Raw genomic sequence first — 23,221 nt, forward strand, 5'->3', positions numbered from 1 at the left:
AAAAAGAACCAAAAAACTTTTGGAACTTTCTGGGCGCCCATTTTTACCAGAGCACCCAAAACTGACAAAAGTCTTTTTGCTTCTTTTTCTACAGAAAAAGAAGATTAACCTACTCTTAAACCTAGCTCTTGTACAATGACCACCGCCTGATCCAGCGAAATCCGCGCATTGCGGAACCGCCCGATGCTGCCCGCCGACAGGCCGGAAATATCCGAGCTTCGCAGGTCGGCATCATCGAAGCGGGCCTTGTCCAGGATGGCGTTGCCCAGATTGCACCGTTCCAGCGTGGCGCCCCGGAAGTCGCAATCCGTCAGGTCCGCGTCCGCCAGGTTCACCCCCACCAGCCGTGCCTTGCGAAAGGAAAAGCCGGGCAGCAGGGCAAAGGCCAGGTTGGATTCGGAGAACCGCACGTCGAAGGCGCGGCACTGGTTGAAGTCGGCCCCGGTCAGCCGGCAGGCCTCAAAGGCGCAGCCGCGCAGTTTGGCGCCCTGGAAGCCGGTGTTGGTGATGGTGCAGCCCTCGAACACCGCATCGGCCAGGTCGGCGCGGGCGAAATCCACGCCCGACAGCTTGCAGGACAGCCAGCGGCTGCCGGTCAGCCCCGCCGTGCGGAACCGCCCCTCTCGCAGGTCACACCGGTCGAACACCCAGCCCGGCAGGTCGAGCCCGCCGAAATCCGCGCCCTGCGCACTGCATTCACGCAGCGTGACAGGCTCGCCCAGGGCAGCGAGCCGGTCGATGGTGGGCTGGTCCAGGGCGGTACTCTCGATGACATCCATCGAGAGGGTCAGAACACCACGCGGCCCTCGATGCAAGTGACGGTGTTGCCGCCGACCCAGATCTGCGGCCCGTCCTTGCGAAGGGAAACGCGGCCTGCCCGGCCCAACGCCGTGCCCTGCGCCGCCACATAGGATTCGGGCGCGCGGCCGGACCCAATCAGCCATTGCGCCACGCTGGCATTCAGGCTCCCGGTCACCGGGTCCTCGTAGCCCTCGGGGCAGATGAAGGCGCGCAGTTCGAAGGCGGCGTCGGCACCCTCCCAGGGTCCGACCAGCCCGGCGCGCAGGTTCATCGGGCCCAGCACGGCATAGTCAGGCTTCGCGGCCAGCACCTCGTCGCCGGAGCGCAGCAGCAGCGCGAGCCAGCCCGGGCCATTGTCGACCCATTCGGCGGCGGTCACGGCGCCGGGCTCCAGGCCGAAGCCCTGGCGGATGCGCTCGACCATCTCGGGTTCCACCGGGCCGCTGCGGCGCAGGGGCGGGGCGGCGAAGGCCAGTTCCCCCTGGCAGCGGCGCACCGTGACCAGGCCGACGCCGCATTGCTGCACCACGTCTCGCCCGCGCGGCTGCCCGCCCGCCGCCAGCCAGGCATGGGCGCTGCCCAGCGTCGGGTGGCCGGCGAAGGGCAATTCCCGCGCCGGGGTGAAGATGCGCACACGGTAATCGGCGCCCGAGCGGCTCGGCTTCATGATGAAGGCGGTTTCGCTCAGGTTGGTCCAGTTGGCGAAACGCGCCATCTCGGCGTCGCTCAGCCCGTCGGCGCCGAGGACCACCGCCAGCGGATTGCCGCGGAAATTGCCGGAGCCGAAGACGTCGACCTGCTGGAATGCGAGTTCTGGCATGGGGATATCCTCAGGGAATGCCGTTGCGGGCGTGGGACAGGAAGCCGGGGCGGACGGCCAGCCGTTCCAGCCAGGCCTCGATGGCGGGCAGGCGGGGCCGCTCGATCGGGGTCATGAGCCAGCGATTGGTCGATACGCCGAGCAGGATGTCCGCCAGCGTGAAGCCGGGCCCGGCGACATAGGCGCCGGTGCGGTCGAGCTGGGCATCGAGCATCGCCATCCGCGCGTTCCATTCGCGCGCGCCGGCCGCGATCCGCGCGGGGTCCTGGAAGGCGGGCGCCCGGCGGACCAGCCCCATGAAGGCGTCACGCCAGGCGGGGTTCAGCTCGGTGGCCTGCCAGTCCATCCAGGTCTCGACCGCCGCGCGTTCCAGCGGCGCGCGGGGCAGCAGGTCGTCCCGGCCCGCGATGCCCGCGAGGCAGCGGCAGATCGTGTTGGATTCCCAGATCACCCTGCCCGCCACCCGCACCACGGGCATCAGGGCATTGGGGTTCAGGGCGGCCAGTTCCTCGGCCGATGCGTCCTGGCGCGTGTAGGGCAGCCCTGCCTCATCGCAGGTCCAGAGCACCTTGCGCACATTGATCGAGGAAGCGCGCCCCAGGATCAGCACATGCTCGCTCATGTCGCCTCCAGCGCGGCCAGCTTCATGCTGAGCGCGATGCCCTCGGCGGCCTGGCGCACTTCCTCCAGCGGGGGAAAGCTGGGGGCCAGGCGCAGCACGCTGTCATGCGGGTCCCGGCCATGCGGCCAGGTGGCGCCGGCGGGGGTCAGCGCGATCCCGGCCTCCCGCGCCAGCTCCACCACCCGGGCGGCGGAGCCCTTCAGCATCTCGACCGTGATGAAATAGCCGCCGGCCGGCGCCGCCCAGCGCGCGATGCCCTGGCCGCCCAGATGGCGCTCCAGCGTGGCCAGCATGGCGTCGAACTTGGGCGCCAGCAGGCGGCGATGCGCGTCCATATGGGCGGCCAGCCCCTCCGGGCTGCGCAGGAAGCGCAGGTGGCGCAGCTGGTTCAGCTTGTCCGGCCCCACGGTGCGCTTGGCGGCACGCGCCAGATACCAGCGGATATTGGCCTCGGAGCCCGCGAACAGCGCGATGCCCGCTCCCGCCAGGGTGATCTTGGAGGTGGAGGCGAAGACGAAGGCACGGTCCGCGTGCCCGGCCTCGGCGCAGAGGGTGAGGATGTCCGGGATCTCGGTGCGGTTGCCGGTCAGGTGGTGCACGCCATAGGCGTTGTCCCAGAACAGGCGGAAGTCCGGGGCGCCGGCAGGCATGGCCGCCAGACGCGCGATCACGGCATCGGAGTAGGTCTCGCCGGTCGGGTTCGAGTATTTCGGCACGCACCACATGCCCTTCACGCTGGGGTCGAGGGCCAGGGCCTCCACCGCGTCCATATCCGGGCCATCGCCCTTCAGCGGCACGGGCAGCATGCGGATGCCGAATTCCTCGCAAAGCGCGAAGTGGCGGTCATAGCCGGGGACGGGGCAGATGAAGGCGGGCGCCTCCGTGCGCGACCAGGGCTCGCCGCCCGCCACACCCTTCAGCAGCGCCCAGACGATGCAGTCATGCATGATGGCCAGGCTGGAGTTCTCGGCGATCGCGATCTGCGCGGGCGGCGCCATCATCATGGGCGCGAACAGGCGCCGCACCTCGGCCACGCCCTGGATGCCGCCATAGTTGCGGGCGTCCTCGCCGGCCTCGGTCTCGGTGTCGCCATTGCCGGGCATGGTCAGCATGGCATTCGCCAGATCGAGCTGCGCGGCGGAGGGCTTGCCCCGCGTCATGTCGAGGCGAAGGCCCAGAGAGCGGAAGTGATCGTGCGCCGCACGGGCTTGGGCGAGGTCAGACATCGGAGGCTCCGGTCGAATTCAGGCGACTGGGCGAAAATTGTCGGGCATATTGCCTCAGATCAATGACGATATTGTACTGAGATCAATATGAGCGATTTTCGCCAGATTGCGGACGCCCTGGCCGCCGAGATCGAGGACGGCCGCATGCCCCCCGGCACGCGGTTGGATCCGGTGCGGCGCTTCGCCTATGCGCGGGGCATCGCGGTCTCGACCGCCAACCGCGTCTATGCGGAGCTGGGCCGGCGGGGCCTGGTGGCGGGCGAGATCGGGCGCGGCACCTATGTGCGCTCCCGCCTGCTGGGCACGCCGCTCGCGGAGCCCGGCCGCCCCGGCCTGATCGATTTCGAGTTCAACTTCCCCACCCTGCCCGGCCAGTCCGCCCTGCTGGCCGAGGGCATCCGCGCCGTGCTGGCAGCGGAGCGGCTGGAGGACACGATGCGCCCGGTGGGTGCCCAGGGCCATGCGGCCGCGCGCGCGGCCAGCGCCCGGCATCTGGCCCGCCCCGGCTGGGCGCCCGATCCTGGGCATTTCCTGTTCACCGGCGGCGGGCGGCAGGCGATCGGCGCCGCGCTGGCCTCGGTTGCCGCCGCCGGCGAGCGCATCGGCATCGAGGCCATGACCTATCCGGCCGTGAAGGCCATGGCCGGAAGGCTGGGGCAGATCACCGTGCCGCTCGCGATGGATGATGAGGGTGTCACGCCCGACGCCGTGGAGGCCGCCTGCCGCCTCGGCCCGCTGAAGGCGCTGTACCTGCAGCCCGCGCTGCACAACCCGGGCGGTTCCACCATGGGCCTCGCCCGGCGGCAGGCGCTGGTCGCCCTGGCCCGGCGGGAGAAGCTGGTACTGATCGAGGACACCGTCTTCGGCTTCCTGGACCAGAGCGGCCTGCCGCCGCTGTCGGCGCTGCTGCCCGAACAGGCGATCCTGGTGGACGGCCTGTCCAAGCGCGCCTCACCGGGGCTCAGCGGCGGCATGCTGGTCATCCCTTCGGACATGTTGCGGCGGCGCGCCACGACGGCCATCCGCGCCGGGGCATGGCATGCGGCGCCCCTGGGCCTGGCCGCCGCCACGCATTGGATGGACAGCGGGCTGCTGGCGGATCTGGAGGCCCGCAAACGCGCCGACGCCCTGGCCCGGCAGGCCGTGCTGCGCCAGGCGCTGGCCGGCCAATCCCTGCTGGGGGACGCCCGCGCCTATCACCTGTGGCTGGAACTGCCCGAGCCCTGGCGTGCCGACTTCTTCGCCGCGGCCGCCATGCGCCAGGGGGTGGCCGTCACGCCCTCCGGCGCCTTCGCGGCCGCGCCGGGCCACGCGCCGAACGGGGTACGCATCGCCTTTTCCTCGCCGGGGCCGGACAGCGTGCGGCGCGGGGCCGCCATCCTGGCCGGGCTGCTGGCCGAGGGCCCGGAAGGGCTGGCCTTGTCCGAGTAGCGGTGACATACGCCCGGCCATGGAACCCGTGGCCCTCTACCTGCACTGGCCCTTCTGCCTGGCCAAATGCCCGTACTGCGACTTCAATTCCCATGTCCGCGCCGAAGGGCCCGACCACGCCCGCTTCACCGCCGCCCTGCGCACGGAACTGGCGCATGAGGCCGCGCGTGTGGGGCGCCGCCCATTGGCCAGCATCTTCTTCGGCGGCGGCACCCCCAGCCTGATGCGCCCCGAGGATGTCGCGGCCCTGATCGCCGACGCGACCAGCCTGTTCGACGCGACGCCCGATATCGAGATCACCCTGGAGGCCAACCCCACCAGCGTGGAGCGCGAGAAGCTGCGCGGCTTCCGGGATGCGGGCGTGAACCGCCTGTCGCTCGGCGTGCAGGCGCTGGACGGCAAGGCGCTGGGCTTTCTCGGCCGCCAGCATGACGCCGGGGAGGCCATCGCCGCGCTTGAGGTCGCCCGCGCCCTGTTCCCGCGCCTGTCCTTCGACATGATCTACTCCCGCCCCGGCCAGTCCGAGGCCGAATGGCGCGCCGAACTGCGCCGCGCGCTGGAACTGGCCGCAGACCATCTCTCGCTGTACCAGCTGACCATCGAGCCCGGCACGCGCTTCGCGACCGAGCACGCCCGCGGCGCCTTCGCCCTGCCGGAAAACGACGAGGCCGCCCGCCTCTACCACGCCACCGCCGAGGAAGCCGCGCGCTTCGGCCTCGCCTCCTATGAGGTGTCGAACTACGCCAAGCCGGGTGCCGAAAGCCGGCACAACCTCGCCTACTGGCGCTATGGCGACTACCTGGGCATCGGCGCCGGCGCCCATCAGCGCCTGCTGACCGGGGCCGGCATGCTGGCCACCCGCCGCCACCGCGCGCCCGAGGAATGGGCAAGCCGCGTGGAGACCACCGGCCATGGCGGCGTGGAGGAAACCACCCTGACCCCGCAGGAACGCGGCCGAGAGGCGATGCTGATGGGCTTGCGCCTGCGCGAAGGCGTGCTGCCCGCCCGGGTCGAAGCCCGCGCCGGCCTGCCCTGGGCCGCCATCATCGACCCGGTGATGCTGGAGGCGCTGCTGGAGGAAGACTACCTGCACTGGCAGGACGGGCACCTGGCCGCGACGGCGGAAGGGCTGCTGCGGCTGGATGCGTTGTTGCCGGTTTTGCTGCGGTGAGCGCCGGGGCCTTGCCCCGGACCCCACCAAGGGGCGCTGCCCCTTGGATCCCCGCCAGGAGATAATATCTCCTGGACCTGATATTAGTTTGACGCCTCACCAGAGCAGGCCAGGCGTTATTTCTATTAAAAATCAAAATCTTGTCAGGATCTAGCGCCAACTCCCCGGGGTCCAGGGCCGCTACGGTCCTGGCGGGGTGCAGGGGCAGCGCCCCTGCGCGGGGTCCAGGGGCAAGGCCCCTGGCCGTCTACCCTGCCACCAACACCAGCCTGCCCGTCACCTTCCCGTCCTTCAGCCGGTTCAGTGCCGCATCGGCCTGGTTCTGGGGCACGCCCGTGACCGGAATGGCCGGGATCTTGCCGCCCTGGGCCAGCTTCACCACGTCCTTCAGCTCTCCCAGGCTGCCGACATAGCTGCCCTGGATGGTCACGGCCTTGATGGGGATCAGCGGCAGGGGCACGCTCATCTCGCCGCCGAACAGGCCCACCTGCACCAGCTTGCCGCCCTTGCGCAGCGCGTCGAAGGCAAAGCGCGCGGTCTGGGTGCCGTTCACCAGGTCGATCACGCCCAGCACCGGGCCGCCCGCCGCCTCGATGATGCGCTGGGTGGTGCCGTCGGAGGAGGACAGCACCGCGTCGCTGGCGCCCTGGTCCCGCGCGGCCTTCAGCTTCTCGTCCGAGACGTCGACGGCCACGATCTTCCTGTGACCCAGCGCCTTCAGCACCGCGATGGCCTGCAGGCCGAGCCCGCCCGCGCCCACCACCACGATGGCCTCATCGGCCGGCAGCGGCATCAGCTTCTGGATGGCCGAATAGACCGTGACGCCGGAGCACGCATAGGTCGCGGCCAGCCCTGCCTCCAGCCCGTCGAAGGGGATCAGGTGCTTGTAGTGGGTGGCCAGCACATGGGTGGCATAGCCGCCGTTCTGATAGACGCCGAGCGAGCGGCCGTTGGCGCACATGTTCTCGCGCTCATCCAGGCACACCGCGCAATGGCCGCAACCGACCCAGGGAAAGACGATGCGGTGGTCGCCGGCCTTCACATGGCCCTCGGCCTCCGGGCCCCATTTCACCACGCGACCCACGATCTCATGGCCCATCGCCAGCGGCAGCGTCATGCCGCGGTCGGCCATGCGCAGCTCACCCCGGCTGCCGAGATCGTAGACGCCTTCCCAGATGTGCAGGTCGCTGTGGCAGACACCCGCATGCGTCACCTCCAGCAGCACCTGGGCGCCGGTGGGTTCGGGTGTCGGCAGCTCGATTTCCTGAAGCGGCTTGCCATGTTCCGTCACGGCCCATGCACGCATGTTGTCTCTCCCTTGATTATTGATGACGCATCGGAACACGGGGCGACGTGACGGTCCAGTACCCGACGCTTCTCATCCATTCGCGGCATCGACATCTTGCCGTGAACTGCCTTTAAGGGGCTGATTACAGAGGGAAGGATCGGCCATGTCCGGCAGCGAGACGGGACGCAACCCGCCAGATGAACAGCCAGTGCCGGGGCCCGTGCCGGGCATGGACGCGGACCGCACGTCGCCTGACGGCTATTCGCCCGACGGCCGCTTCGAACTGCCGCCGCAATACCAGCAGCCGGAGGAACCGCGCGAGGACAGCGTGACGGTCACCACCAGCCGGTCCTGGTTCCAGCGCCTGGGCTCCGCGATGATCGGGCTGGTGGTGGGCGTGGCACTGCTGCTGGGTTCCTGTTTCGGCATCTGGTGGAACGAGGCCCGCGCCATCCGCACCGCCAGTTCCCTGGCCGAGGGCGGCGCCGCCGTGCAGCAGGCTGACCCCGCGCGCGTCGACCCCGCGCTCGAAGGCGGCCTCATCCATGTCACGGGCGCGCTGAACGTGCCCGGCAGCCTGACGGACCCGGAGTTCCGCGTGACGGCCCCGGGGGCTGCCCAGCTGCGCCGCATCGTGGAGATGTACCAGTGGCGCGAGTTCAGCCAGAGCCAGACCGAGACGCGGGTGGGCGGCGGGCAGACCACCACCACGACCTACACCTATAACCGCACCTGGTCCGACCGCTCGATCGACAGCGCGCATTTCAACCAGGCCTCGACCCATCGCAACCCGGCCACCATGCGCTTCCAGCGCAACACGGAGACGGCGCGGTCGGGCACCATCGGCGCCTATACGGTGGGCCCCGCGGTGCTGGGCGAGTTGGGCGGGGCGGAGGCCCTGCGCCTGGAACCCGGCACCTTCCCCCTCGCCCCGGGCGCGCGCATCCTGGACAACCAGATCTACTACGGGCTCGACCCCTCCAACCCGCAGGTGGGCGACACGCGGGTCCGCTTCGAGGTGGTGCGCGCCGGTGAGGCCAGCGTGGTCGGCCGCCAGGCGGGCGGCGCCATCGAGGCCTACAGCGCGCGCGCCGGCGGGCAGGTGCTGCTGGTGCGGCGCGGCAACGTGCCGGCGGCCGAGATGTTCCGCGCCGCCGAAAGCGCCAGCAACGGCCTGGCCTGGGTGCTGCGCCTGGTCTTCGCGGTGGTGATGTATTTCGGCTTCGCGCTGATCCTGAACCCGCTGAAGGTCCTGGCGGACGTGGCGCCGCCGCTGGGCGCGCTGATCGGCTTCGGCACCATGGCCATCGCGGGGCTGCTGACCTTCCTGGTGGCGCCGCTGGCCATCGCCATCGCCTGGTTCGCGGTGCGGCCGGTGCTGGCGGGCATCATCCTGGCCGGCGGGCTGGCCCTGGCCTTCGGCCTGTCCCGGCTGATGCGCAAGCGGCGGGCGGCGGCTGTGACGCCTGCATGAATGCCGTGCGCCGACGGGCCATGGAAGCGCATTTGGCCCGTCGCGCGACACCGGCATGCGGGTTATAGCAAGGGTCGATGACCCGTCCCTCACGCTACCTCTGGCGCATGCTCATCTTCCTGGCCGCGGTGGTCGGCCTTTCCGTGCTGCTGCACGGGGAATTGCTGCATGCCTTCAATGCCAACCCGCTGCTGAACGGCCTGATCCTGGCGGTGCTGCTGCTGGGGGTGGGCTGGAACATCCGCCAGGTGGTGCAGCTGAACCCCGAGGTGGACTGGCTGGAGGCCTTCCAGGGCTCCCGAAAGGGGGCGCCGGCCACGCAATCCCCGCGCCTGCTCTCGCCCATGGCCAGCATGTTCGCGGCGCGGCGCAGCGACCGGCTGTCGCTGTCCACCACGGCCATGCGCACGGTGCTGGACGGCATCTCCTCGCGGCTGGACGAATCGCGTGACCTCTCGCGCTACGCGACGGGGCTGCTGATCTTCCTCGGCCTGCTGGGCACCTTCTGGGGCCTGCTGCTGACCATCAGCTCGGTCGCCAGCGTGATCGCGGACATGAATGTGGGCGGGGGCGACGTGAACGCCCTGTTCAACCAGCTGAAGGCCGGCCTGGCCCAGCCGCTGCAGGGCATGAGCACGGCCTTCTCCTCCTCCATGCTGGGCCTGGCGGGCGCGCTCGTCCTGGGCTTCCTCGACCTGACGGCGGGCCAGGCGCAGAACCGTTTCTATACGGATCTGGAGGAATGGCTCGCGTCGCTGACGCGCCTTTCCTCCGGCGTGCTGGGCAATGATGCCGAGGGCGGGTCCATCCCCGCCTATGTCCAGGCGCTGCTGGAACAGACCGCCGAAAACCTCGAAGGCCTGCAGACCATCATGAGCCGGGGCGAGGACGGGCGGGCCGCGACCTCCCACGCGATCGCCCAGCTGGCGGAACGCATGTCGGTGCTGACCGACCAGATGCGGGCCACCCAGATGCTGCTCGAACGGGTCGCAGAACAGAACGGCATGATGACCCCGGCCCTGGCCCGGCTGGCCGAGGGCGCGGGCCGGCCCATGATCGATGACGGCGCGCGCGGCCATCTGCGCAACACCGAACTGCTGCTGGCCCGCCTGCTGGAGGACACGGCCCAGGGCCGCGCCCACGCCACGGCGGAACTGCGCAACGAGATCCGCATGCTGACCCGCACCATCGCCGCCCTCAGCGAGGACGGGCGCGCCTGATGCGCTCCTCCCGGCGCGGCGATCACGGCATCAATCCCTGGCCGGGCTATGTGGACGCGCTGTCCACGCTGCTCATGGTCATCATCTTCGTGCTGCTGGTCTTCGTGCTGGCGCAGGGCTTCCTGTCGGTCGCCCTGTCCTCCCGCGATCAGGCGCTGGAGCGGCTGAACCGCCAGGTGGCGGAGCTGGCGGACCTGCTGGCGCTGGAACGCGGCCAGGGGCAGGAGCTGCGCGGGCTGCTGACCCGCAGCGAGACCCGGCTGCGTGAGGCCGAGGCCGCGCGCGACAACTTCTCCTCCCTGCTGGCGCAGACGCGGCAGGAGGCCGAGGCGGCGACCGGCGCGCGTGACGCGGCCCTGGCCGAGGCCGCGGGGCTGCGCGCGCGCATCACCGACCTCGCGGCCAGCGCCGATGCCGGCGGCCGACGGCTGGACGGGCTGGAAGCCCGGCTGAACGACGCGCTGCGCCGCGCCGAAAGCGCGACGGGCGACGCCGCCGAGCAGCTGCGCCGCCTGGCCGAATCCGGCCGCGCGCTGGCCGGTGAGCGCGACGCGCGCTCCAGCGCCGAGCGCATCGGCCGGGAGACCGCGGCCGCCCTGGCGGCCGAGCGCGGCGCCCGCACCACCGCCGAGACCCGGCTGGCCGAGGCCGGCACCGCCCTGGCGCGGGAGCGCGAGACCCGCACCGCCGCCGAGCGCGACCTGCGCGATTCCCGCGGCGCGCTGGAGACGGCGCGCCAGGAACTGGCCACCCTCCGCCGGCGCATCGAGGAAGCCAATGCGGCGCTCGCGGCGGCCCAGCAGCGGCTGGACCGCATGCGCGCCGAGATCGAGGGGCTGAACACCACCGTCCGCGCCGACCGCGCCACCATCGAGGCGCGGGTTGCGGAGCTGGCCCAGCTGTCGGCCGATGTCCGCCGCCTGTCGGCCCTGCGCGAGGAGTTGCAACGCCAGCTGGCCGAGGAGCAGAACCGGCGCGGCGGCGCGGAGACCGCCACCGCCGAACAGTCCCGCCTGTCGGAAGCCGCGCGCGCCCAGGTCGCGCTGCTGACCCGCCAGTTGAACGAGCTGCGCACGCAGATGCAGCGGCTGGCCGACGCGCTCGGTGCCTCCGAGGCGCGGGACCGCGAGCAGGAGGTGCAGATATCCACCTTGCGCAGCCAGCTGAACGCGGCGCTCGCCGCGCGTGTCGAGGAGCTGACGCGATACCGCTCCGAGTTCTTCGGCAGGCTGCGCGATGCGCTGGGCGACAGGCCGGAGCTGCGCATCGTGGGCGACCGCTTCGTCTTCCAGTCAGAGGTGCTGTTCCCACCGGCCTCGGCCGAACTCTCCCCGGCGGGCGAGGTGGAGCTGCGGCGCCTGGCCCGCGTGCTGGTGGACATCGCGAGCCGCATCCCGCCCGAGATCAACTGGGTGCTGCGCGTGGACGGCCACGCGGACCGCAACCCGATCCGTTCGCCGCGCTTCGCCTCCAACTGGGAATTGTCGGCCGCGCGCGCCATCGCGGTCGCCAACCTGCTGATCCAGGAGGGGCTGCCCGCCAACCGCGTGGCGGCCGCGGCCTTCGGTGAGCACCAGCCGCTGGACACGGCCGATACGCCCGAGGCATTTGCCCGCAACCGACGCATCGAACTGCGCCTGACCGATCGTTGAGCAACCCGACGCGGTTTCACCGCGTTTCACCCCCGACACGCAAGCCGCCGAGGCGGCCTGCGGGCGGGACAGGCAGCTGCCTTCCCGGGATTTCTGATCAGGGAAGGACCATGAACATGCAGATGAAGAAAGCCAGCCCATTCCTCGCCATCGGCGCCGTGCTGGCCCTGGCCGCCTGCGAGACCCCGCAGCAGGAGGCCCGCGTGCCGCTGGTCGACCAGACCGGCCGCACCGTCGCCACCGCCCCGGCCTCGGTGCTCAGCACCAGCCCCGTCGGCACCCAGGCCAACGTGCAGGTGCAGGGTGAGGAGCAGCAGCTGACCGTGGGCCGTGCCCGCGCGCCGGGCATCTCCGCGGGCGCCGCGGCGGCCGTGGGCACCGACCAGGGCGGCCAGGACCGCGTGGCGGTGCGCCGCACCACCCGCGGCCGCGGCACGCTGGGCGGCCAGACGGCCCCGACCGTGACCGGCACGACCACCGGCGCCGACGGCTCCGGCGGCCGCCCCGTCACGCAGTAACCGCTACAGCGAGCTGCCGCCGCAGATCACGATCTGCTGGCCGGTAATCGCGCCGGCATCAGGCCCGAGGAGGAACGCGACCGTGGCCGCGACCTCCTCGGGCTTCACGTATCTGCCGATCGGCGGCAGCTTCGGCACATGCCCGGCCCGCGCGGGGTCCTTCAGCATCGGCGTGTCGGTCGCGGCGGGTGCCACCACGTTCACGGTGATGTTGCGCGGCGCGAGTTCCATCGCCCATGAGCGCGCCATGCCGACCAGCGCGGCCTTGGTGCCCGCATACTGACTGCGGCCGGCGGCCCCCGTCGCGGTGCGGCTGCCGATCAGCACCACCCGCCCGCCCTCGGGCATGGCGGGCACCAGCGCATCCGCCAGGCTCGCGGCGGCCCCCACATGCAGGCGCCACAGCGTCTCGCCGGCGGCGGCATCAAGCGCGCCCAGCATCGCACCGCGCATCAGCCCCGCCGCATGGACCAGCGCATCCGCGCGCAACCCAGCCACGGCCGTGCGCAAGGCGGCCTCGTCCAGCAGATCGACGGCGATGTGGCTGTATGCCTCGCCCATGCTTTCGGGCGCGGAACGGCTGAGCCCGGTCACGCGCCAGCCCGCCGCCAGCAGGCGATGCGCGATCGCCGCGCCGATTCCCGAACTCGTTCCCGTCACCACCGCATGGCGCATTTCCGTCTTCCTCCCAGGCGCGGCCGGCAACCGGGGCGTGCATCCCGGGCGCGGCGCTTGACATCGAATTGCCCTCGCCAGTATCCCAATGTCGAAATACGAACAAGTGTTCGCATTCCGAACTTATATCAGACACAAGAGCAGAGGGACCGCCATCCGCATGTCCGAAGCCGAACGGACGCCGCTGAACCCGAAGAACCAGGTGCAGTCGGTCGCCAAGGCCTTCGCGGTGCTGCGCGCCTTCGACAGCGGGGCCTCCGCACTGACGGTGGCCGAGGTAGCGGGGCGCGCCGGTCTGGATCGCGGCACGGCATTCCGGCTGCTGCAGACGCTGGTCGAGATCGGCTATCTGCGCCCGCTGCCCGAGGGCCGGCGCTATCGCCTGACGCTGAAGTGCCTGGAGCTGGGCTTCGCCGCGCTGTCGGCCGACGACCTGCCCACCCACGCGACGCCCCTGCTGCGCGAATGCGTGCCCGATGTGGCCGATGCCGCCTCGCTCGGCCTGCTGGAGCGCGGAGAGGTGGTCTATCTGGCGCGCGTCGAGGCGGGACTTGATCGCCACGGCGTGGTGCGCCGGCCGGGCACCAGGGTGGGCGCCTATGCCACGGCCCTCGGCCAGGCGATCCTCGCCTTCCTGCCGCGCGCCGAGCAGGTCGCGCATCTCGAAGCCACCCCGCGCATGAAGCTCTCGGAGCGCACGCTGACGGGCATGGAGGAGCTGCTGGCGCGGCTCGACGCCGTGCGCGCCGCGGGCCACGCGGTCTCGGATGGCGAGAACGCCTATGGGCTGCGCACCGTCGCCGCCCCGCTGCTGGATGAGCGCGGCCTGCCCATCGCCGGCATCAGCCTGACCATCGCGGCCAGCCGCGCCCCGCTCGACGCCTTCACCGCCGATGCCCTGCCCGTCGCGCGCCGCATCGCCGATGAACTGGCCGAGGGCGTCCGCCTTTCCCTCGGTTCCATCCGTGTCACCGGGCACGCCGCCTGATCATCGCAAAGGTTCACTCATGACTTCGCTTCTGACGCCCATCGAGATCCTCCGGCCGCAGCGCCTCGAATTCGGCCCCGGGCTGGTCGGCACGGTGGGCGCCTGGGCGAAGGAGAAGGGCGTGACCAGCACGCTGGTCATCGCCGATGCCTTCAACGCCGCGCGCGTCGACCTGCTGGCCCTTCCGGGCAAGGTGACCGTGTTCGGCGAGGTGAAGCCCGAGCCGGACATCCCCAACCTGGACAAGGCCCTGGCGCTCGCCGAGCAGACCGGCGCGGAGCTGGTGGTGGGTTTCGGCGGCGGCTCCGCCATGGACCTGGCCAAGCTGGTGGCCGTGCTGCCCGGCAGCGGCCAGACCCTGCATGAGGTGGTGGGCCCCGAGAAGGTGCTCGGCCGCCGCGTGCTGCTGGCCCAGGTGCCGACCACCTCGGGCACCGGCAGCGAGGCCGGCACCCGCGCCCTCGTCACCGACCCCGCGACCGAGAACAAGCTCGCCGTGCAGTCGCGCTACATGCTGGCCGACCTCGCGATCGTCGACCCCGACCTGACGCTGACCGTGCCCGCCGCCGTCACGGCCGCCACCGGCGTGGACGCCATGGCCCATTGCACGGAGGCCTATACCAGCCGCAAGGCGCATCCGCTGATCGACCTCTACGCGCTGGAGGGCATCCGCCTGGTGGGCAAGTACCTCGCCCGCGCGGTGGCCGATGGCGGTGACCGCGAGGCGCGCGCCGGCCTGTCGCTGGCCTCGCTGTATGGCGGCTATTGCCTGGGCCCGGTGAACACCACGGCCGGCCACGCGGTCGCCTACCCGCTCGGCACCCGGCACCACATCCCGCACGGCCTGGCCTGCGCGGTGATCTTCCCGCACACGCTGGCCTTCAACGCGCCGGTCATGCAGGAAAAGACCGCCCAGGTGCTCGACGCGCTCGGCCTGCCGCGCAGCTTCGAGGAGAGCGTGGTCTCCGCCGCCACCACCGAGTTCTGCGCCAGGCTCGGCATCGAGATGAAGCTCGGCGCCCTCGGCGTGCCCCGTGACGATCTGCCGCGCATGGCCAAGGAAGCCCATGCCATTCGCCGCCTGCTGGACAACAACCCGCGCGACCTGCCCGAGGCCGACATCCTGCGCATCTACGAGACCGCCTTCTGATGGACGGCATGGCTAACAGCCTGGTCGATCAGCTGGCGGCCATCGTCGGCCGGAACTATGTCGTGGCCGAGGGCGAGGACCAGGAGCCCTATATCGTCGATTGGCGCGGCCGCTATCACGGCCGTTCCGTCGCGGTGGTGAAGCCCGCCTCCACGGCCGAGGTCTCGGCCGTGATGAAGCTGTGCCACGCGCAGGGCATTCCGGTGGTGCCGCAGGGCGGCAATACCGGCATGTGCGGCGCGGCCACGCCGGACGGTTCCGGCCGCGCGGTGGTGATCCGGCTCGACCGGCTCAACAAGGTGCGCGCCGTCAGCGCGCTCGCCAATTCCATGACGGTCGAGGCCGGCTGCATCCTGGCCGATGTCCAGAAGGCCGCCGAGGAGGTGGACCGCCTGTTCCCGCTCTCCCTCGGCGCCGAGGGCAGCTGCATGATCGGCGGCAACATCGCGACCAATGCCGGCGGCACCGCCGTGCTGCGCTATGGCCCGACGCGCGAGCTGGTGCTGGGCCTGGAGGTCGTGCTGCCCGACGGCACCGTGCTCGACCGCCTGCGCCGCCTGCGCAAGGACGCCTCGGGCTATGACCTGAAGCAGCTGTTCATCGGCGCGGAGGGCACGCTCGGCATCATCACCGCCGCCGCGGTGAAGATGTTCCCGCGCCCGCGCACCAGCGCGATGGCCATGGTCGCCCTGCCCGACATCGACGCGGTGCTGACGGTGCTCGGCCGGCTGCGCGGCACGGTGGGCGACCGCCTGTCGAGCCTCGAAGCCATGTCGCGCGGCCAGATCGAGGTGATCGCGGAGAATGTGCCCGATGTGGCCATCCCCTTCGCGCTCGAAAGCCCCTGGTACCTGATCATCGAGCTGACCGACACCTTCGCGGCCACCGACCTGCGCACGCCGCTGGAGGAAGTGCTGGGCGAGGCGCTGGAGGAAGGCCTGCTGACCGACGCCATCATCCCCGAGAGCGTGGCCCAGGCCGAGGCGCTGTGGCGCATCCGCCATTCGGTGTCCGAGGGCAGCAAGCGCGCGGGCCATGTCGTCTCCCACGACAGCGTCGTGCCGCTGGAGAACCAGGCCGATTTCGCCCGCAACGTGGAGGCCCGCATCGCGGAAGTCGCCCCCGCCGCGCGCATCGTGATGCACGGGCATATCGGCGACGGCAACATCCATGTCCTGGCTATCCTGGACCGCGACACGCCCGACATCCCTGCCCTCGCCGCCCGCATTAACGAGGTGGTGGACGATGTGACGGCCTCGCTCGGCGGGGTGATCAGCGCCGAGCACGGCATCGGCATCACCAATGTGGGCCGGCTGGGGCGGGTGTCCTCGGCGGCCGACCTTTCGCTGATGCGGGGCCTCAAGGCGCTGCTCGATCCGAACAACCTCATGAACCCGGGCAAGGTCCTGCCCCCCGCCTGAAAACAAGAAACAGGAATACGCCAGCATGCTTCGTCGTCATCTTCTCGGTGCCACTCTGTTCGCCCCGGCCATCGCCTCGGCCCAGGGCAACTGGCCCAGCCGCCCGGTCAAGCTGATCGTCCCCTACCCCCCCGGTGGCGCGACCGACATCATCGCCCGCATCTATGCCGACGGCATCGGCAATGCGCTCGGCCAGCCGGTCGTGATCGACAACCGCCCGGGTGCCAGCGGCAACATCGGCATCGATGCGGTCGCGAAGTCCAATGACGGCCACACGCTGGGTGCGGCCACCGTCAGCAACTTCTCGATCAACCAGTTCCTGTACCGCTCCGTGCCCTATGACATCGAGCGCGACCTGCAGGCCGTGGCGCTGGGCTGGGAGTTCCCGAACATCGCCGTGGTCGCACCCACCAAGGTGCAGGCCCGCACGCTGCGCGAGTTCATCGACTGGGCGCGCGCCAAGCCCGGCGGCGTCACCTACGGCTCCACGGGTGTCGGCACCACCACGCACCTGTCCTCGGCCATGCTGTTCAGCCGGCTGAACATCGAGGCGGTGCATGTGCCCTTCCGCGGCGCGTCGCAGATCCAGCCCGCGCTGATGTCGGGCGACATCGACTTCGCGATCGACGGCGTCGCCTCCTACCAGGCGCTGATCGAGGGCGGGCAGATGCGCGCCCTGGCCGTGACGAGCGCCGAGCGCTGGCCGACCGTGCCGCAGGTGCCGACCATGGCCGAGGCGGGGATGGACAACTTCGTCGTCACGGTGTGGGGCGGCTTCGTGGCCCCTGCCTCCATGCCGGCCGCCGCCGTCGAGCGCGTCTCGCAGGAGTTCCGCAAGGTGGCCGAGAGCGCCAACGCCACGCAGCTGTTCGGCCGCGTGGGCGCCAAGGCCATCTGGGCCTCGCCCGCCGACAGCGCGGCGCGGGCCGCGCGCGAGCGCCCGATGTGGCGCGAGACCATCGAGAAGTCCGGCGCGCGCGCCGACTGAACACGAACAGGGAGGAACACGCCATGAGCGACACAGTGCTGGACAAACCGGCCGTCCTCGCACCCGCGGCCGGCGACCCGGCGCGGGTGGAGAACTTCATTCCCACCCCCTGCGTGCAGAACCACGCGAGCTTCATCGCCGAGCTTCCGGGCGGCGACATGGGCTGCGTGTGGTTCGGCGGCACCCAGGAAGGCATCCCGGACATCTCGGTCCATTTCTCGCGCCTCACGCCCGGTGCCACGCAATGGACCCCGGCCGAGAAGCTCTCCGACGACCCGACGCGTTCCGAGCAGAACCCGCTGCTGTTCACCACGCCCCGCGGCGCGCTGTGGCTGCTCTGGACCGCCCAGCGCGGCGGCAACCAGGACACCGCGCTGATCCGCCGCCGCATCTCGAACGATGGCGGCCACAGCTGGGGGCCCATCGAGACGCTGATCGAGGAGAAGCCGGGCTTCGGCACCTTCATCCGCAGCGCCATCGTGGTGAACCGCCTGGGTGAATGGCTGCTGCCGATCTGGCGTTGCACAAAGCCGCCCGTGGGCGCCTGGACGGGCGACCTCGACACCTCCTCCGTCCTGATCTCGAAGGATGAGGGCGCGACCTGGCGCGAGGTTCCGGTGCCCGAGAGCACGGGTGCCGTGCACATGTCCATCGTGCGCCAGGGCGACCGGCTGGTGGCCTTCTATCGCTCCCGCTGGGCGGATTTCGTCTATCGCAGCTACTCCGACGACGAGGGCCACAGCTGGGCGCCGACGCAGCCCACGGTGCTGCCCAACAACAACAGCTCCGTCATGGCCATCACGCTGGCCAGCGGCGCCATCGCGCTGCTGTACAACGAAAGCAGCGAGGCCGATGCGACCGGCCGCCGTGCCTCCCTCTATGACGACATCGGCGGCGAGGAGGAGGCAGCGCCCCCCTCGGCCACCGGGCGTTCCGCCTTCTGGGGCGCGCCGCGCGCGCCCATGACGATCGCGCTTTCCGAGGATGGCGGGCTGACCTGGCCCTGGCGCCGGAACCTCGAGACCGGCGACGGGTTCTGCATGACCAACAACTCCAAGGACAAGCTGAACCGCGAGTTTTCCTACCCCTCCCTCTGCCAGACGGCGGATGGGTCCATTCACATCGCCTACACCTATTGGCGGCAGGCCATCAAATACGTCCGTGTGGACGAGGCCTGGATCCGGAGCACCCCAGCATGAGCCAGACCCTCCACCCGCGCGGCGTGTTCTCCGCCGCGCTGACCCCGCTCGACGCGGATCTGATGCCGGACAACGCGCGCTTCGTCGCGCATTGCCTTCGGCTGCTGAAGGAAGGCTGCGACGGCATCGCCATGCTGGGCACGACGGGCGAAGCGAACAGCTTCTCCCTCGATGAGCGCAAGGGCCTGCTGGAGGCCGCGATCCAGGGCGGCGTGAAGCCGGACCAGCTGCTGCCGGGCACGGGTGTCGCAGCCCTGACCGAGACCGTGGCGCTGACGAAGCACGCCCTGTCGCATGGCGTGAACACCGTCGTGATGCTGCCGCCCTTCTACTACAAGGGTGTGTCCGATGATGGGCTGTTCGCCTCCTATTCCGAGGTGATCCAGCGCGTGGGCGACGCGAAGCTGCGGGTGGTGCTGTACCACATCCCGCAGATGACCTCCCTGCCGCTGTCCTTCGCGCTGATCGCGCGGCTGCGCGCGGCCTATCCGGGCGTGTTCTGCGGCATCAAGGATTCCGCCGGCGACTTCGCGAACATGCAGGGGCTGGTGAAGGAGTTCCCGGGGCTGGCCGTGCTGGCCGGTGCCGACCCGCTGCTGCTGCCGCTGCTGCGTGAAGGCGGCGCGGGCTGCATCACCGCGACCTCCAACCTCGTGGCCGCCGACCTCGCCTTCGTGTTCCACAACTTCGACAAGCCCGAGAAGGCCGCCGAGGTGGATGCCGCCCAGGCGCGCATCGTCGCCGCCCGCAACCGCGCCTCGCGCTTCGCGCAGATGCCGTCGCTGAAGGTGATGCTGGCCGCCAAGCTGGGCGACCAGAACTGGACCCGACTGCGCCCGCCGCAACTGCCGCTGAACGCGGAAGAAACCGCGGCCTTGCTCGCCAGTTAGCCGACACCCAGAGGAGGAAACGTCAATGAAAAGAAGAACGCTGATCTTTGCCCCCATGGCCACACCCCTGGTGCTGGCCGCCCCCGCGGTCCACGCCCAGGGCAACTGGCCCTCGGGCCGCCCGCTGCGGGTCATCTGCCCCTGGCCGCCTGGTGCCGCCAACGACATGCTGGCCCGGCTGACCGCGCAGAAGCTGACGGAGAAGCTGGGCGCGACCGCCGTGGTGGAAAACCGCACCGGCGGCGCGGGGCTGGTCGGCACGCGTGAGGTGCTGGGCGCGCAGCCCGACGGCTATACGCTGCTCGCCTCGGCCTTCAACACCGCCGTGATGCCGCTGGTGCTGAAGAACGCCAATTTCGACCCGCAGACGGATCTGGAGGTCTGCGCCCGCACGGCGCAGGCGCCGCTGGTGATGGCGATCTCCGCCGCCAAGCCGCAGCGCACCCTGGCCGAGGTGATCGACGCCGTGAAGCGCAACCCGCGCGAATGGAACATCGCCATCACCTCGCTGGGCGCGGCCAGCCACCTGGCGACCATCGAGTTCAACCGCCGCACCGGGCTGGATCTGGACATGGTGGCCTATCGCGGTACCCAGCCGGCGGTGCAGGACCTGATGGCGGGCAATGTGCATCTGCTGATCGACCCGTCCTTCAACCTGCTGCCGCATGCCGATGGCGGACGGATGCGGATGCTGGGCATTGCCTCCAAGGAACGCTCCCCGCTGGCGCCCAACGTGCCGACGATGAGCGAGGCCGGGCTGGCGGGCTATGAGTTCCAGTCCTGGTACGGGGTGTGGGCGCCCAAGGGCACGCCGGCCGCGATCGTGCAGCGGGTGAACGCACTGATGAACGAGACGATGCGCGACCCCGCCATCGTGGCCCGCATGACCCAGCAGGTGCTGGAGCCGGTGACCGAAACCGTGGCGGAAAGCCGCGCCTTCATCGGGCGGGAAATCAGCCGGGCCGGTGAACTGCTGCGCAGCGTGAACTTCACGCCGGAGTAAGTCGCACCCCATTGAGGGGCTCTGCCCCTCAAACTCCCCGCCAGGAGATAATATCTCCTGGACCTGATAGGAGTTTGGCGCCATGCCTTCGCAGGTGTGGCGCCAACTCCCCGGGGTCCAGGGCCGCTACGGTCCTGGCGGGGTTGTCAGGGGCAGAGCCCCTGACTGAGGCCTGGGGCAAAGCCCCGGCCTTACTCCACCCGCGCCCCTGAAGCGCGGACCAGCGGCGCCCAATCGACGATTTCCTGCCGCACGTAATTGGCGAAGCGTTCCGGGCTCCAGCCGCGCATCGGCGGCGTGCCCATCTCATTCAGCCGCGCCGTCATCGCCGGGTCGGCCAGGGTTTCCTCGATCGCGGCATTGAGGCGCGCCGTGACGGCGGGCGGCATGCCGGCGGGGCCGAAGATGCCGTACCAGCTATAGGCCTTGTAGTCGGGCAACCCCACCTCGGCCGCCGTCGGCACATCGGGCAGCAGGGTCGAGCGCGTGTCCTGGTTCACATACAGCACCTTCATCGTGCCGGCCTCGTGATAGGGCTTCAGCAGCGAGGGGATGTCGTGGGTGAACTGCGTTTCCCCCTGCAGCAGCGCGGTGAAGCTCTGCCCCGCGCCGCGATAGGGGATGTGCTCCGCCTGGGCGCCCACATGCCGCAGGAAGTTGGCGCTGGCGATATGCCCCGTCGTGCCAATGCCCGAGGAACCGTAGGAATAGCCGTTGGGCCGTGCCTTCAGCGCGGCCACGAAGCCCTGCAGGTCCCGCACGTTCCAGCCGCGCGTGGTGATGGCCAGGCTGGTGGGGATGAACACGGTGGGTGCCACGGCCGTCAGGTCCCGCACCGGATCATAGGGCAGGTTCGCGTAGAGCGTGGCCGCGATGCCGGTCGAGGAAAGGGTGGCCAGGCACAGCGTGTAGCCGTCGGGCGCGGATTTCGCGACGAAATCGGTGCCCACCGTGCTGCCCGCCCCCGGGCGGTTCTCGACGATGATGTTCTGGCCCAGGATCTCGGCCATCTTCGGCGCCAGCAGGCGCATGGTCACATCGGTGCCGCCGCCGGTGGCAAACGGCACGATCACGCGGATCGGCCGGTTGGGATAAGGGCCGGAGGGTGCCTGGGCCAAAGCGGGGGTTGCCAGCAGGACGGCCGGCAATGCGCGGCGAGGCAGCATCAGAAGGATCCTCCGTTCACGGGCAGCACCTGGCCGGTGACGAAATCGCTCAGCGGCGAGGCGAAGAACAGCACGGCCTTGGCAATGTCCTCGGCCTCACCCATGCGGCGCAGCGCAAGGCCCTCGATCACGCGCTTCTGGCCCTCGGCGCCGTAATTCGCCCATGACTCACGCGTGCCGGGAGAGACGGCGAACAGGCCGGGGGCCACGCTGTTCACGTTGATGCCGAAGGGCCCCAGCTCCTGCGCCATCTGCCGCGTCAGGCCCACCGCGGCGTGCTTGGCGCTCGCATAGGCCTGGATGCCGGTGCGCGAGGCGCGCAGCCCGGCACCCGAGCTGATGTTGATGATCCTGCCCGTCCGGGCTGCCTTCATTGCGGGCGCGAAGGCACGGATCGTCAGGAAGGCCGCATCGAGGTTCACCGCGAAGATCGCGTGCCAATCCTCCAGGCTCGCTTCCTCGATCGGGTGGAACTTGCGCCCCAGCACGCCGCCCGCATTGTTCACCAGCACCTGGCAGGCGCCGGCCTCGGCCTCGATCTGCTTCGCCCAGGCCGCTACCGCCCCGGGGTCCGTCAGGTCCATCACATGGGTCGCGATGGTGCTGCCCGCGGCGGTTTCCGCCAGGCCCGCCGCGTCGATGTCGGTGGCGAAGACGCGCGCGCCGCGCGCCGCGAAGGCCTGTGCGGTCGCCCGGCCGAAACCGGTGGCCGCCCCCGTGATGGCCACCACCCGGCCGTTGAAGTCGAGATCCACTACTTGCTCCCTTGTTCCGTCCGCCGGCGGCGGGCGGCGAGCGCGCCCTTGGCCCGTTCCTCGATCAGGAACAGGGCCAGCTCGGCGGCACCCTGAATGTGGCGGATGCAGGCCGCGCGGGCGGCGGCTCCGTCGCGGGCCGTGATGGCCTCCGCGATATCGTTCAGCCGCGGCAGCGCCTGCTCCATGCGCCCCGGATATTTCGTGGCGCTGAAACGGAAGATCGCGAGGCGGCTCTGCAGCCCGGCGATGGACTGCCGCAGCGCGCCGTTGCCCGCTCCATCCAGCATCGCGCGGTAGAAATCGGCGGTGGCGGTCATCATCGCGCTCACCTCGCCGGCCTGCGCCGCCGAACGCAGCGCATCGAGCGCCTGCATCATGGCCGCGAAATGCTCCGACGTGCCGCGCTCGGCACACAGCCGGCCGGCCTCGCCCTCCAGGATCGCGCGCAGCTCATACAGGTCGCGCGCTTCCTCGCGGCCCAGCGTCGCGACGATGGGGCCGCGGAACGGGATGGTGGTGATCAAGCCTTCGGATTCGAGCTGGCGCACGGCCTCGCGCACGGTGCTGCGGGCAACGCCCAGCAGTTCGGTCAGCTCGCGGTCGGTCAGACGCTGGCCCGGCAGGAAGCGGCCGGTGGCGATCGCCGTGCGCAGCGCGTCCTCCGCCTGCTGGCGCAGCGTCAGTCCTTCACGCGAGGCACACGGGATCATATCCATCTGCGCGAACCTGCCTGGATTGCCTGACAATTGTCAAACCGCGG

The 23,221-nt window shown here is 70.5% G+C and carries 22 protein-coding genes; 13 read left to right on the forward strand and 9 right to left on the reverse strand.

Features of this window, described 5'->3' with window-relative positions; genetic code table 11:
• Positions 1–104 precede the first annotated feature (104 nt).
• From EOD42_RS17370 to EOD42_RS17385, 4 genes are read right to left on the reverse strand one after another with little or no spacing between them, the layout of a single operon-like run.
• On the reverse strand, positions 105–779 hold the full coding sequence (locus EOD42_RS17370; protein WP_127788837.1) for a pentapeptide repeat-containing protein: 675 nt from the start codon (positions 777–779) through the stop codon (positions 105–107).
• An 8-nt stretch (positions 780–787) separates the two neighbouring features.
• On the reverse strand, positions 788–1,621 hold the full coding sequence (locus EOD42_RS17375; RefSeq protein ID WP_127788838.1) for a PhzF family phenazine biosynthesis protein: 834 nt from the start codon (positions 1,619–1,621) through the stop codon (positions 788–790).
• A gap of 10 nt (positions 1,622–1,631) precedes the next feature.
• Complete coding sequence (locus EOD42_RS17380; RefSeq protein WP_127788839.1) at positions 1,632–2,243, reverse strand: glutathione S-transferase N-terminal domain-containing protein; 612 nt, start codon at positions 2,241–2,243, stop codon at positions 1,632–1,634.
• Positions 2,240–3,469 carry a PLP-dependent aminotransferase family protein gene (locus EOD42_RS17385; protein WP_127788840.1) on the reverse strand — a complete coding sequence of 410 codons (1,230 nt, stop codon included), beginning with the start codon at positions 3,467–3,469 and terminating at the stop codon, positions 2,240–2,242. Before EOD42_RS17385 ends, EOD42_RS17380 begins: the two co-directional genes overlap by 4 nt.
• An 87-nt stretch (positions 3,470–3,556) precedes the next feature.
• Here EOD42_RS17385 and EOD42_RS17390 point away from each other — a divergent pair, with 87 nt between their 5' ends.
• A complete protein-coding gene (locus EOD42_RS17390; RefSeq protein WP_127788841.1) occupies positions 3,557–4,900 on the forward strand; it encodes an aminotransferase-like domain-containing protein in 1,344 nt (447 codons plus the stop codon).
• Between the two features lie 19 nt (positions 4,901–4,919).
• A complete protein-coding gene (hemW, locus tag EOD42_RS17395; protein WP_127788842.1) occupies positions 4,920–6,071 on the forward strand; it encodes a radical SAM family heme chaperone HemW in 1,152 nt (383 codons plus the stop codon).
• Positions 6,072–6,318: 247 nt separating this feature from the next.
• Here hemW and EOD42_RS17400 read toward each other — a convergent pair whose 3' ends face one another.
• A complete protein-coding gene (locus EOD42_RS17400; RefSeq protein WP_127788843.1) occupies positions 6,319–7,377 on the reverse strand; it encodes an alcohol dehydrogenase in 1,059 nt (352 codons plus the stop codon).
• A 145-nt stretch (positions 7,378–7,522) separates the two neighbouring features.
• Here EOD42_RS17400 and EOD42_RS17405 point away from each other — a divergent pair, with 145 nt between their 5' ends.
• From EOD42_RS17405 to EOD42_RS17420, 4 genes are all read left to right on the forward strand, one after another.
• A complete protein-coding gene (locus EOD42_RS17405; protein ID WP_127788844.1) occupies positions 7,523–8,833 on the forward strand; it encodes a TMEM43 family protein in 1,311 nt (436 codons plus the stop codon).
• 77 nt (positions 8,834–8,910) lie between these two features.
• A complete protein-coding gene (locus tag EOD42_RS17410; protein WP_127788845.1) occupies positions 8,911–10,053 on the forward strand; it encodes an FUSC family protein in 1,143 nt (380 codons plus the stop codon).
• Positions 10,053–11,705 (forward strand): peptidoglycan -binding protein, encoded by a 1,653-nt coding sequence (locus EOD42_RS17415; RefSeq protein WP_127788846.1) that lies wholly within the window; start codon positions 10,053–10,055, stop codon positions 11,703–11,705. The genes EOD42_RS17410 and EOD42_RS17415 overlap by 1 nt, the downstream gene beginning before the upstream one ends.
• Before the next feature lie 122 nt (positions 11,706–11,827).
• On the forward strand, positions 11,828–12,223 hold the full coding sequence (locus tag EOD42_RS17420; protein ID WP_127788847.1) for a hypothetical protein: 396 nt from the start codon (positions 11,828–11,830) through the stop codon (positions 12,221–12,223).
• Between the two features lie 3 nt (positions 12,224–12,226).
• Here the strand turns inward: EOD42_RS17420 and EOD42_RS17425 are convergent, their stop codons facing one another.
• Positions 12,227–12,898 carry an SDR family NAD(P)-dependent oxidoreductase gene (locus tag EOD42_RS17425; protein WP_127788848.1) on the reverse strand — a complete coding sequence of 224 codons (672 nt, stop codon included), beginning with the start codon at positions 12,896–12,898 and terminating at the stop codon, positions 12,227–12,229.
• Between the two features lie 160 nt (positions 12,899–13,058).
• On the opposite strand from EOD42_RS17425, the gene EOD42_RS17430 reads away from it, so the two are divergent.
• Genes EOD42_RS17430 through EOD42_RS17460 form a run of 7 tightly spaced genes read left to right on the forward strand, consistent with a single transcriptional unit; the run spans position 13,059 to position 20,537 of the window.
• A complete protein-coding gene (locus EOD42_RS17430) occupies positions 13,059–13,886 on the forward strand; it encodes an IclR family transcriptional regulator (RefSeq protein ID WP_127788849.1) in 828 nt (275 codons plus the stop codon).
• Positions 13,887–13,905: 19 nt separating this feature from the next.
• Positions 13,906–15,036 carry an iron-containing alcohol dehydrogenase gene (locus tag EOD42_RS17435; protein ID WP_127788850.1) on the forward strand — a complete coding sequence of 377 codons (1,131 nt, stop codon included), beginning with the start codon at positions 13,906–13,908 and terminating at the stop codon, positions 15,034–15,036.
• An 8-nt stretch (positions 15,037–15,044) separates the two neighbouring features.
• Positions 15,045–16,457: an FAD-binding oxidoreductase gene (locus tag EOD42_RS17440; RefSeq protein WP_127788964.1), complete on the forward strand. Its 1,413-nt coding sequence runs from the start codon at positions 15,045–15,047 to the stop codon at positions 16,455–16,457.
• Between the two features lie 25 nt (positions 16,458–16,482).
• Positions 16,483–17,445 carry a Bug family tripartite tricarboxylate transporter substrate binding protein gene (locus EOD42_RS17445; protein ID WP_127788851.1) on the forward strand — a complete coding sequence of 321 codons (963 nt, stop codon included), beginning with the start codon at positions 16,483–16,485 and terminating at the stop codon, positions 17,443–17,445.
• Between the two features lie 23 nt (positions 17,446–17,468).
• Complete coding sequence (locus EOD42_RS17450; protein WP_127788852.1) at positions 17,469–18,644, forward strand: sialidase family protein; 1,176 nt, start codon at positions 17,469–17,471, stop codon at positions 18,642–18,644.
• The gene (locus tag EOD42_RS17455; protein WP_127788853.1) at positions 18,641–19,534 is read left to right on the forward strand and encodes a dihydrodipicolinate synthase family protein; all 894 of its coding nucleotides are present in this window, start codon (positions 18,641–18,643) and stop codon (positions 19,532–19,534) included. The genes EOD42_RS17450 and EOD42_RS17455 overlap by 4 nt, the downstream gene beginning before the upstream one ends.
• A gap of 55 nt (positions 19,535–19,589) precedes the next feature.
• Entirely contained in the window at positions 19,590–20,537 is a 948-nt protein-coding gene (locus tag EOD42_RS17460) for a Bug family tripartite tricarboxylate transporter substrate binding protein (RefSeq protein WP_240655197.1), read from the forward strand.
• A 191-nt stretch (positions 20,538–20,728) separates the two neighbouring features.
• Here EOD42_RS17460 and EOD42_RS17465 read toward each other — a convergent pair whose 3' ends face one another.
• From EOD42_RS17465 to EOD42_RS17475, 3 genes are read right to left on the reverse strand one after another with little or no spacing between them, the layout of a single operon-like run.
• The gene (locus tag EOD42_RS17465) at positions 20,729–21,703 is read right to left on the reverse strand and encodes a Bug family tripartite tricarboxylate transporter substrate binding protein (protein WP_127788855.1); all 975 of its coding nucleotides are present in this window, start codon (positions 21,701–21,703) and stop codon (positions 20,729–20,731) included.
• On the reverse strand, positions 21,703–22,458 hold the full coding sequence (locus EOD42_RS17470; protein ID WP_127788856.1) for an SDR family NAD(P)-dependent oxidoreductase: 756 nt from the start codon (positions 22,456–22,458) through the stop codon (positions 21,703–21,705). The genes EOD42_RS17465 and EOD42_RS17470 overlap by 1 nt, the downstream gene beginning before the upstream one ends.
• Entirely contained in the window at positions 22,458–23,177 is a 720-nt protein-coding gene (locus tag EOD42_RS17475) for a GntR family transcriptional regulator (RefSeq protein ID WP_127788857.1), read from the reverse strand. Before EOD42_RS17475 ends, EOD42_RS17470 begins: the two co-directional genes overlap by 1 nt.
• Positions 23,178–23,221 lie beyond the last annotated feature (44 nt).

This window comes from Rhodovarius crocodyli, from assembly GCF_004005855.1.
Taxonomy (GTDB): domain Bacteria; phylum Pseudomonadota; class Alphaproteobacteria; order Acetobacterales; family Acetobacteraceae; genus Rhodovarius; species Rhodovarius crocodyli.

Coding starts and splice junctions, on each gene's coding strand:
- EOD42_RS17370 (WP_127788837.1), bottom strand. CDS start 779: ATGGATGTCATCGAGAGTACCGCCCTGGACCAGCCCACCATCGACCGG.
- EOD42_RS17375 (WP_127788838.1), bottom strand. CDS start 1,621: ATGCCAGAACTCGCATTCCAGCAGGTCGACGTCTTCGGCTCCGGCAAT.
- EOD42_RS17380 (WP_127788839.1), bottom strand. CDS start 2,243: ATGAGCGAGCATGTGCTGATCCTGGGGCGCGCTTCCTCGATCAATGTG.
- EOD42_RS17385 (WP_127788840.1), bottom strand. CDS start 3,469: ATGTCTGACCTCGCCCAAGCCCGTGCGGCGCACGATCACTTCCGCTCT.
- EOD42_RS17390 (WP_127788841.1), top strand. CDS start 3,557: ATGAGCGATTTTCGCCAGATTGCGGACGCCCTGGCCGCCGAGATCGAG.
- hemW (WP_127788842.1), top strand. CDS start 4,920: ATGGAACCCGTGGCCCTCTACCTGCACTGGCCCTTCTGCCTGGCCAAA.
- EOD42_RS17400 (WP_127788843.1), bottom strand. CDS start 7,377: ATGCGTGCATGGGCCGTGACGGAACATGGCAAGCCGCTTCAGGAAATC.
- EOD42_RS17405 (WP_127788844.1), top strand. CDS start 7,523: ATGTCCGGCAGCGAGACGGGACGCAACCCGCCAGATGAACAGCCAGTG.
- EOD42_RS17410 (WP_127788845.1), top strand. CDS start 8,911: ATGACCCGTCCCTCACGCTACCTCTGGCGCATGCTCATCTTCCTGGCC.
- EOD42_RS17415 (WP_127788846.1), top strand. CDS start 10,053: ATGCGCTCCTCCCGGCGCGGCGATCACGGCATCAATCCCTGGCCGGGC.
- EOD42_RS17420 (WP_127788847.1), top strand. CDS start 11,828: ATGAAGAAAGCCAGCCCATTCCTCGCCATCGGCGCCGTGCTGGCCCTG.
- EOD42_RS17425 (WP_127788848.1), bottom strand. CDS start 12,898: ATGCGCCATGCGGTGGTGACGGGAACGAGTTCGGGAATCGGCGCGGCG.
- EOD42_RS17430 (WP_127788849.1), top strand. CDS start 13,059: ATGTCCGAAGCCGAACGGACGCCGCTGAACCCGAAGAACCAGGTGCAG.
- EOD42_RS17435 (WP_127788850.1), top strand. CDS start 13,906: ATGACTTCGCTTCTGACGCCCATCGAGATCCTCCGGCCGCAGCGCCTC.
- EOD42_RS17440 (WP_127788964.1), top strand. CDS start 15,045: ATGGCTAACAGCCTGGTCGATCAGCTGGCGGCCATCGTCGGCCGGAAC.
- EOD42_RS17445 (WP_127788851.1), top strand. CDS start 16,483: ATGCTTCGTCGTCATCTTCTCGGTGCCACTCTGTTCGCCCCGGCCATC.
- EOD42_RS17450 (WP_127788852.1), top strand. CDS start 17,469: ATGAGCGACACAGTGCTGGACAAACCGGCCGTCCTCGCACCCGCGGCC.
- EOD42_RS17455 (WP_127788853.1), top strand. CDS start 18,641: ATGAGCCAGACCCTCCACCCGCGCGGCGTGTTCTCCGCCGCGCTGACC.
- EOD42_RS17460 (WP_240655197.1), top strand. CDS start 19,590: ATGGCCACACCCCTGGTGCTGGCCGCCCCCGCGGTCCACGCCCAGGGC.
- EOD42_RS17465 (WP_127788855.1), bottom strand. CDS start 21,703: ATGCTGCCTCGCCGCGCATTGCCGGCCGTCCTGCTGGCAACCCCCGCT.
- EOD42_RS17475 (WP_127788857.1), bottom strand. CDS start 23,177: ATGGATATGATCCCGTGTGCCTCGCGTGAAGGACTGACGCTGCGCCAG.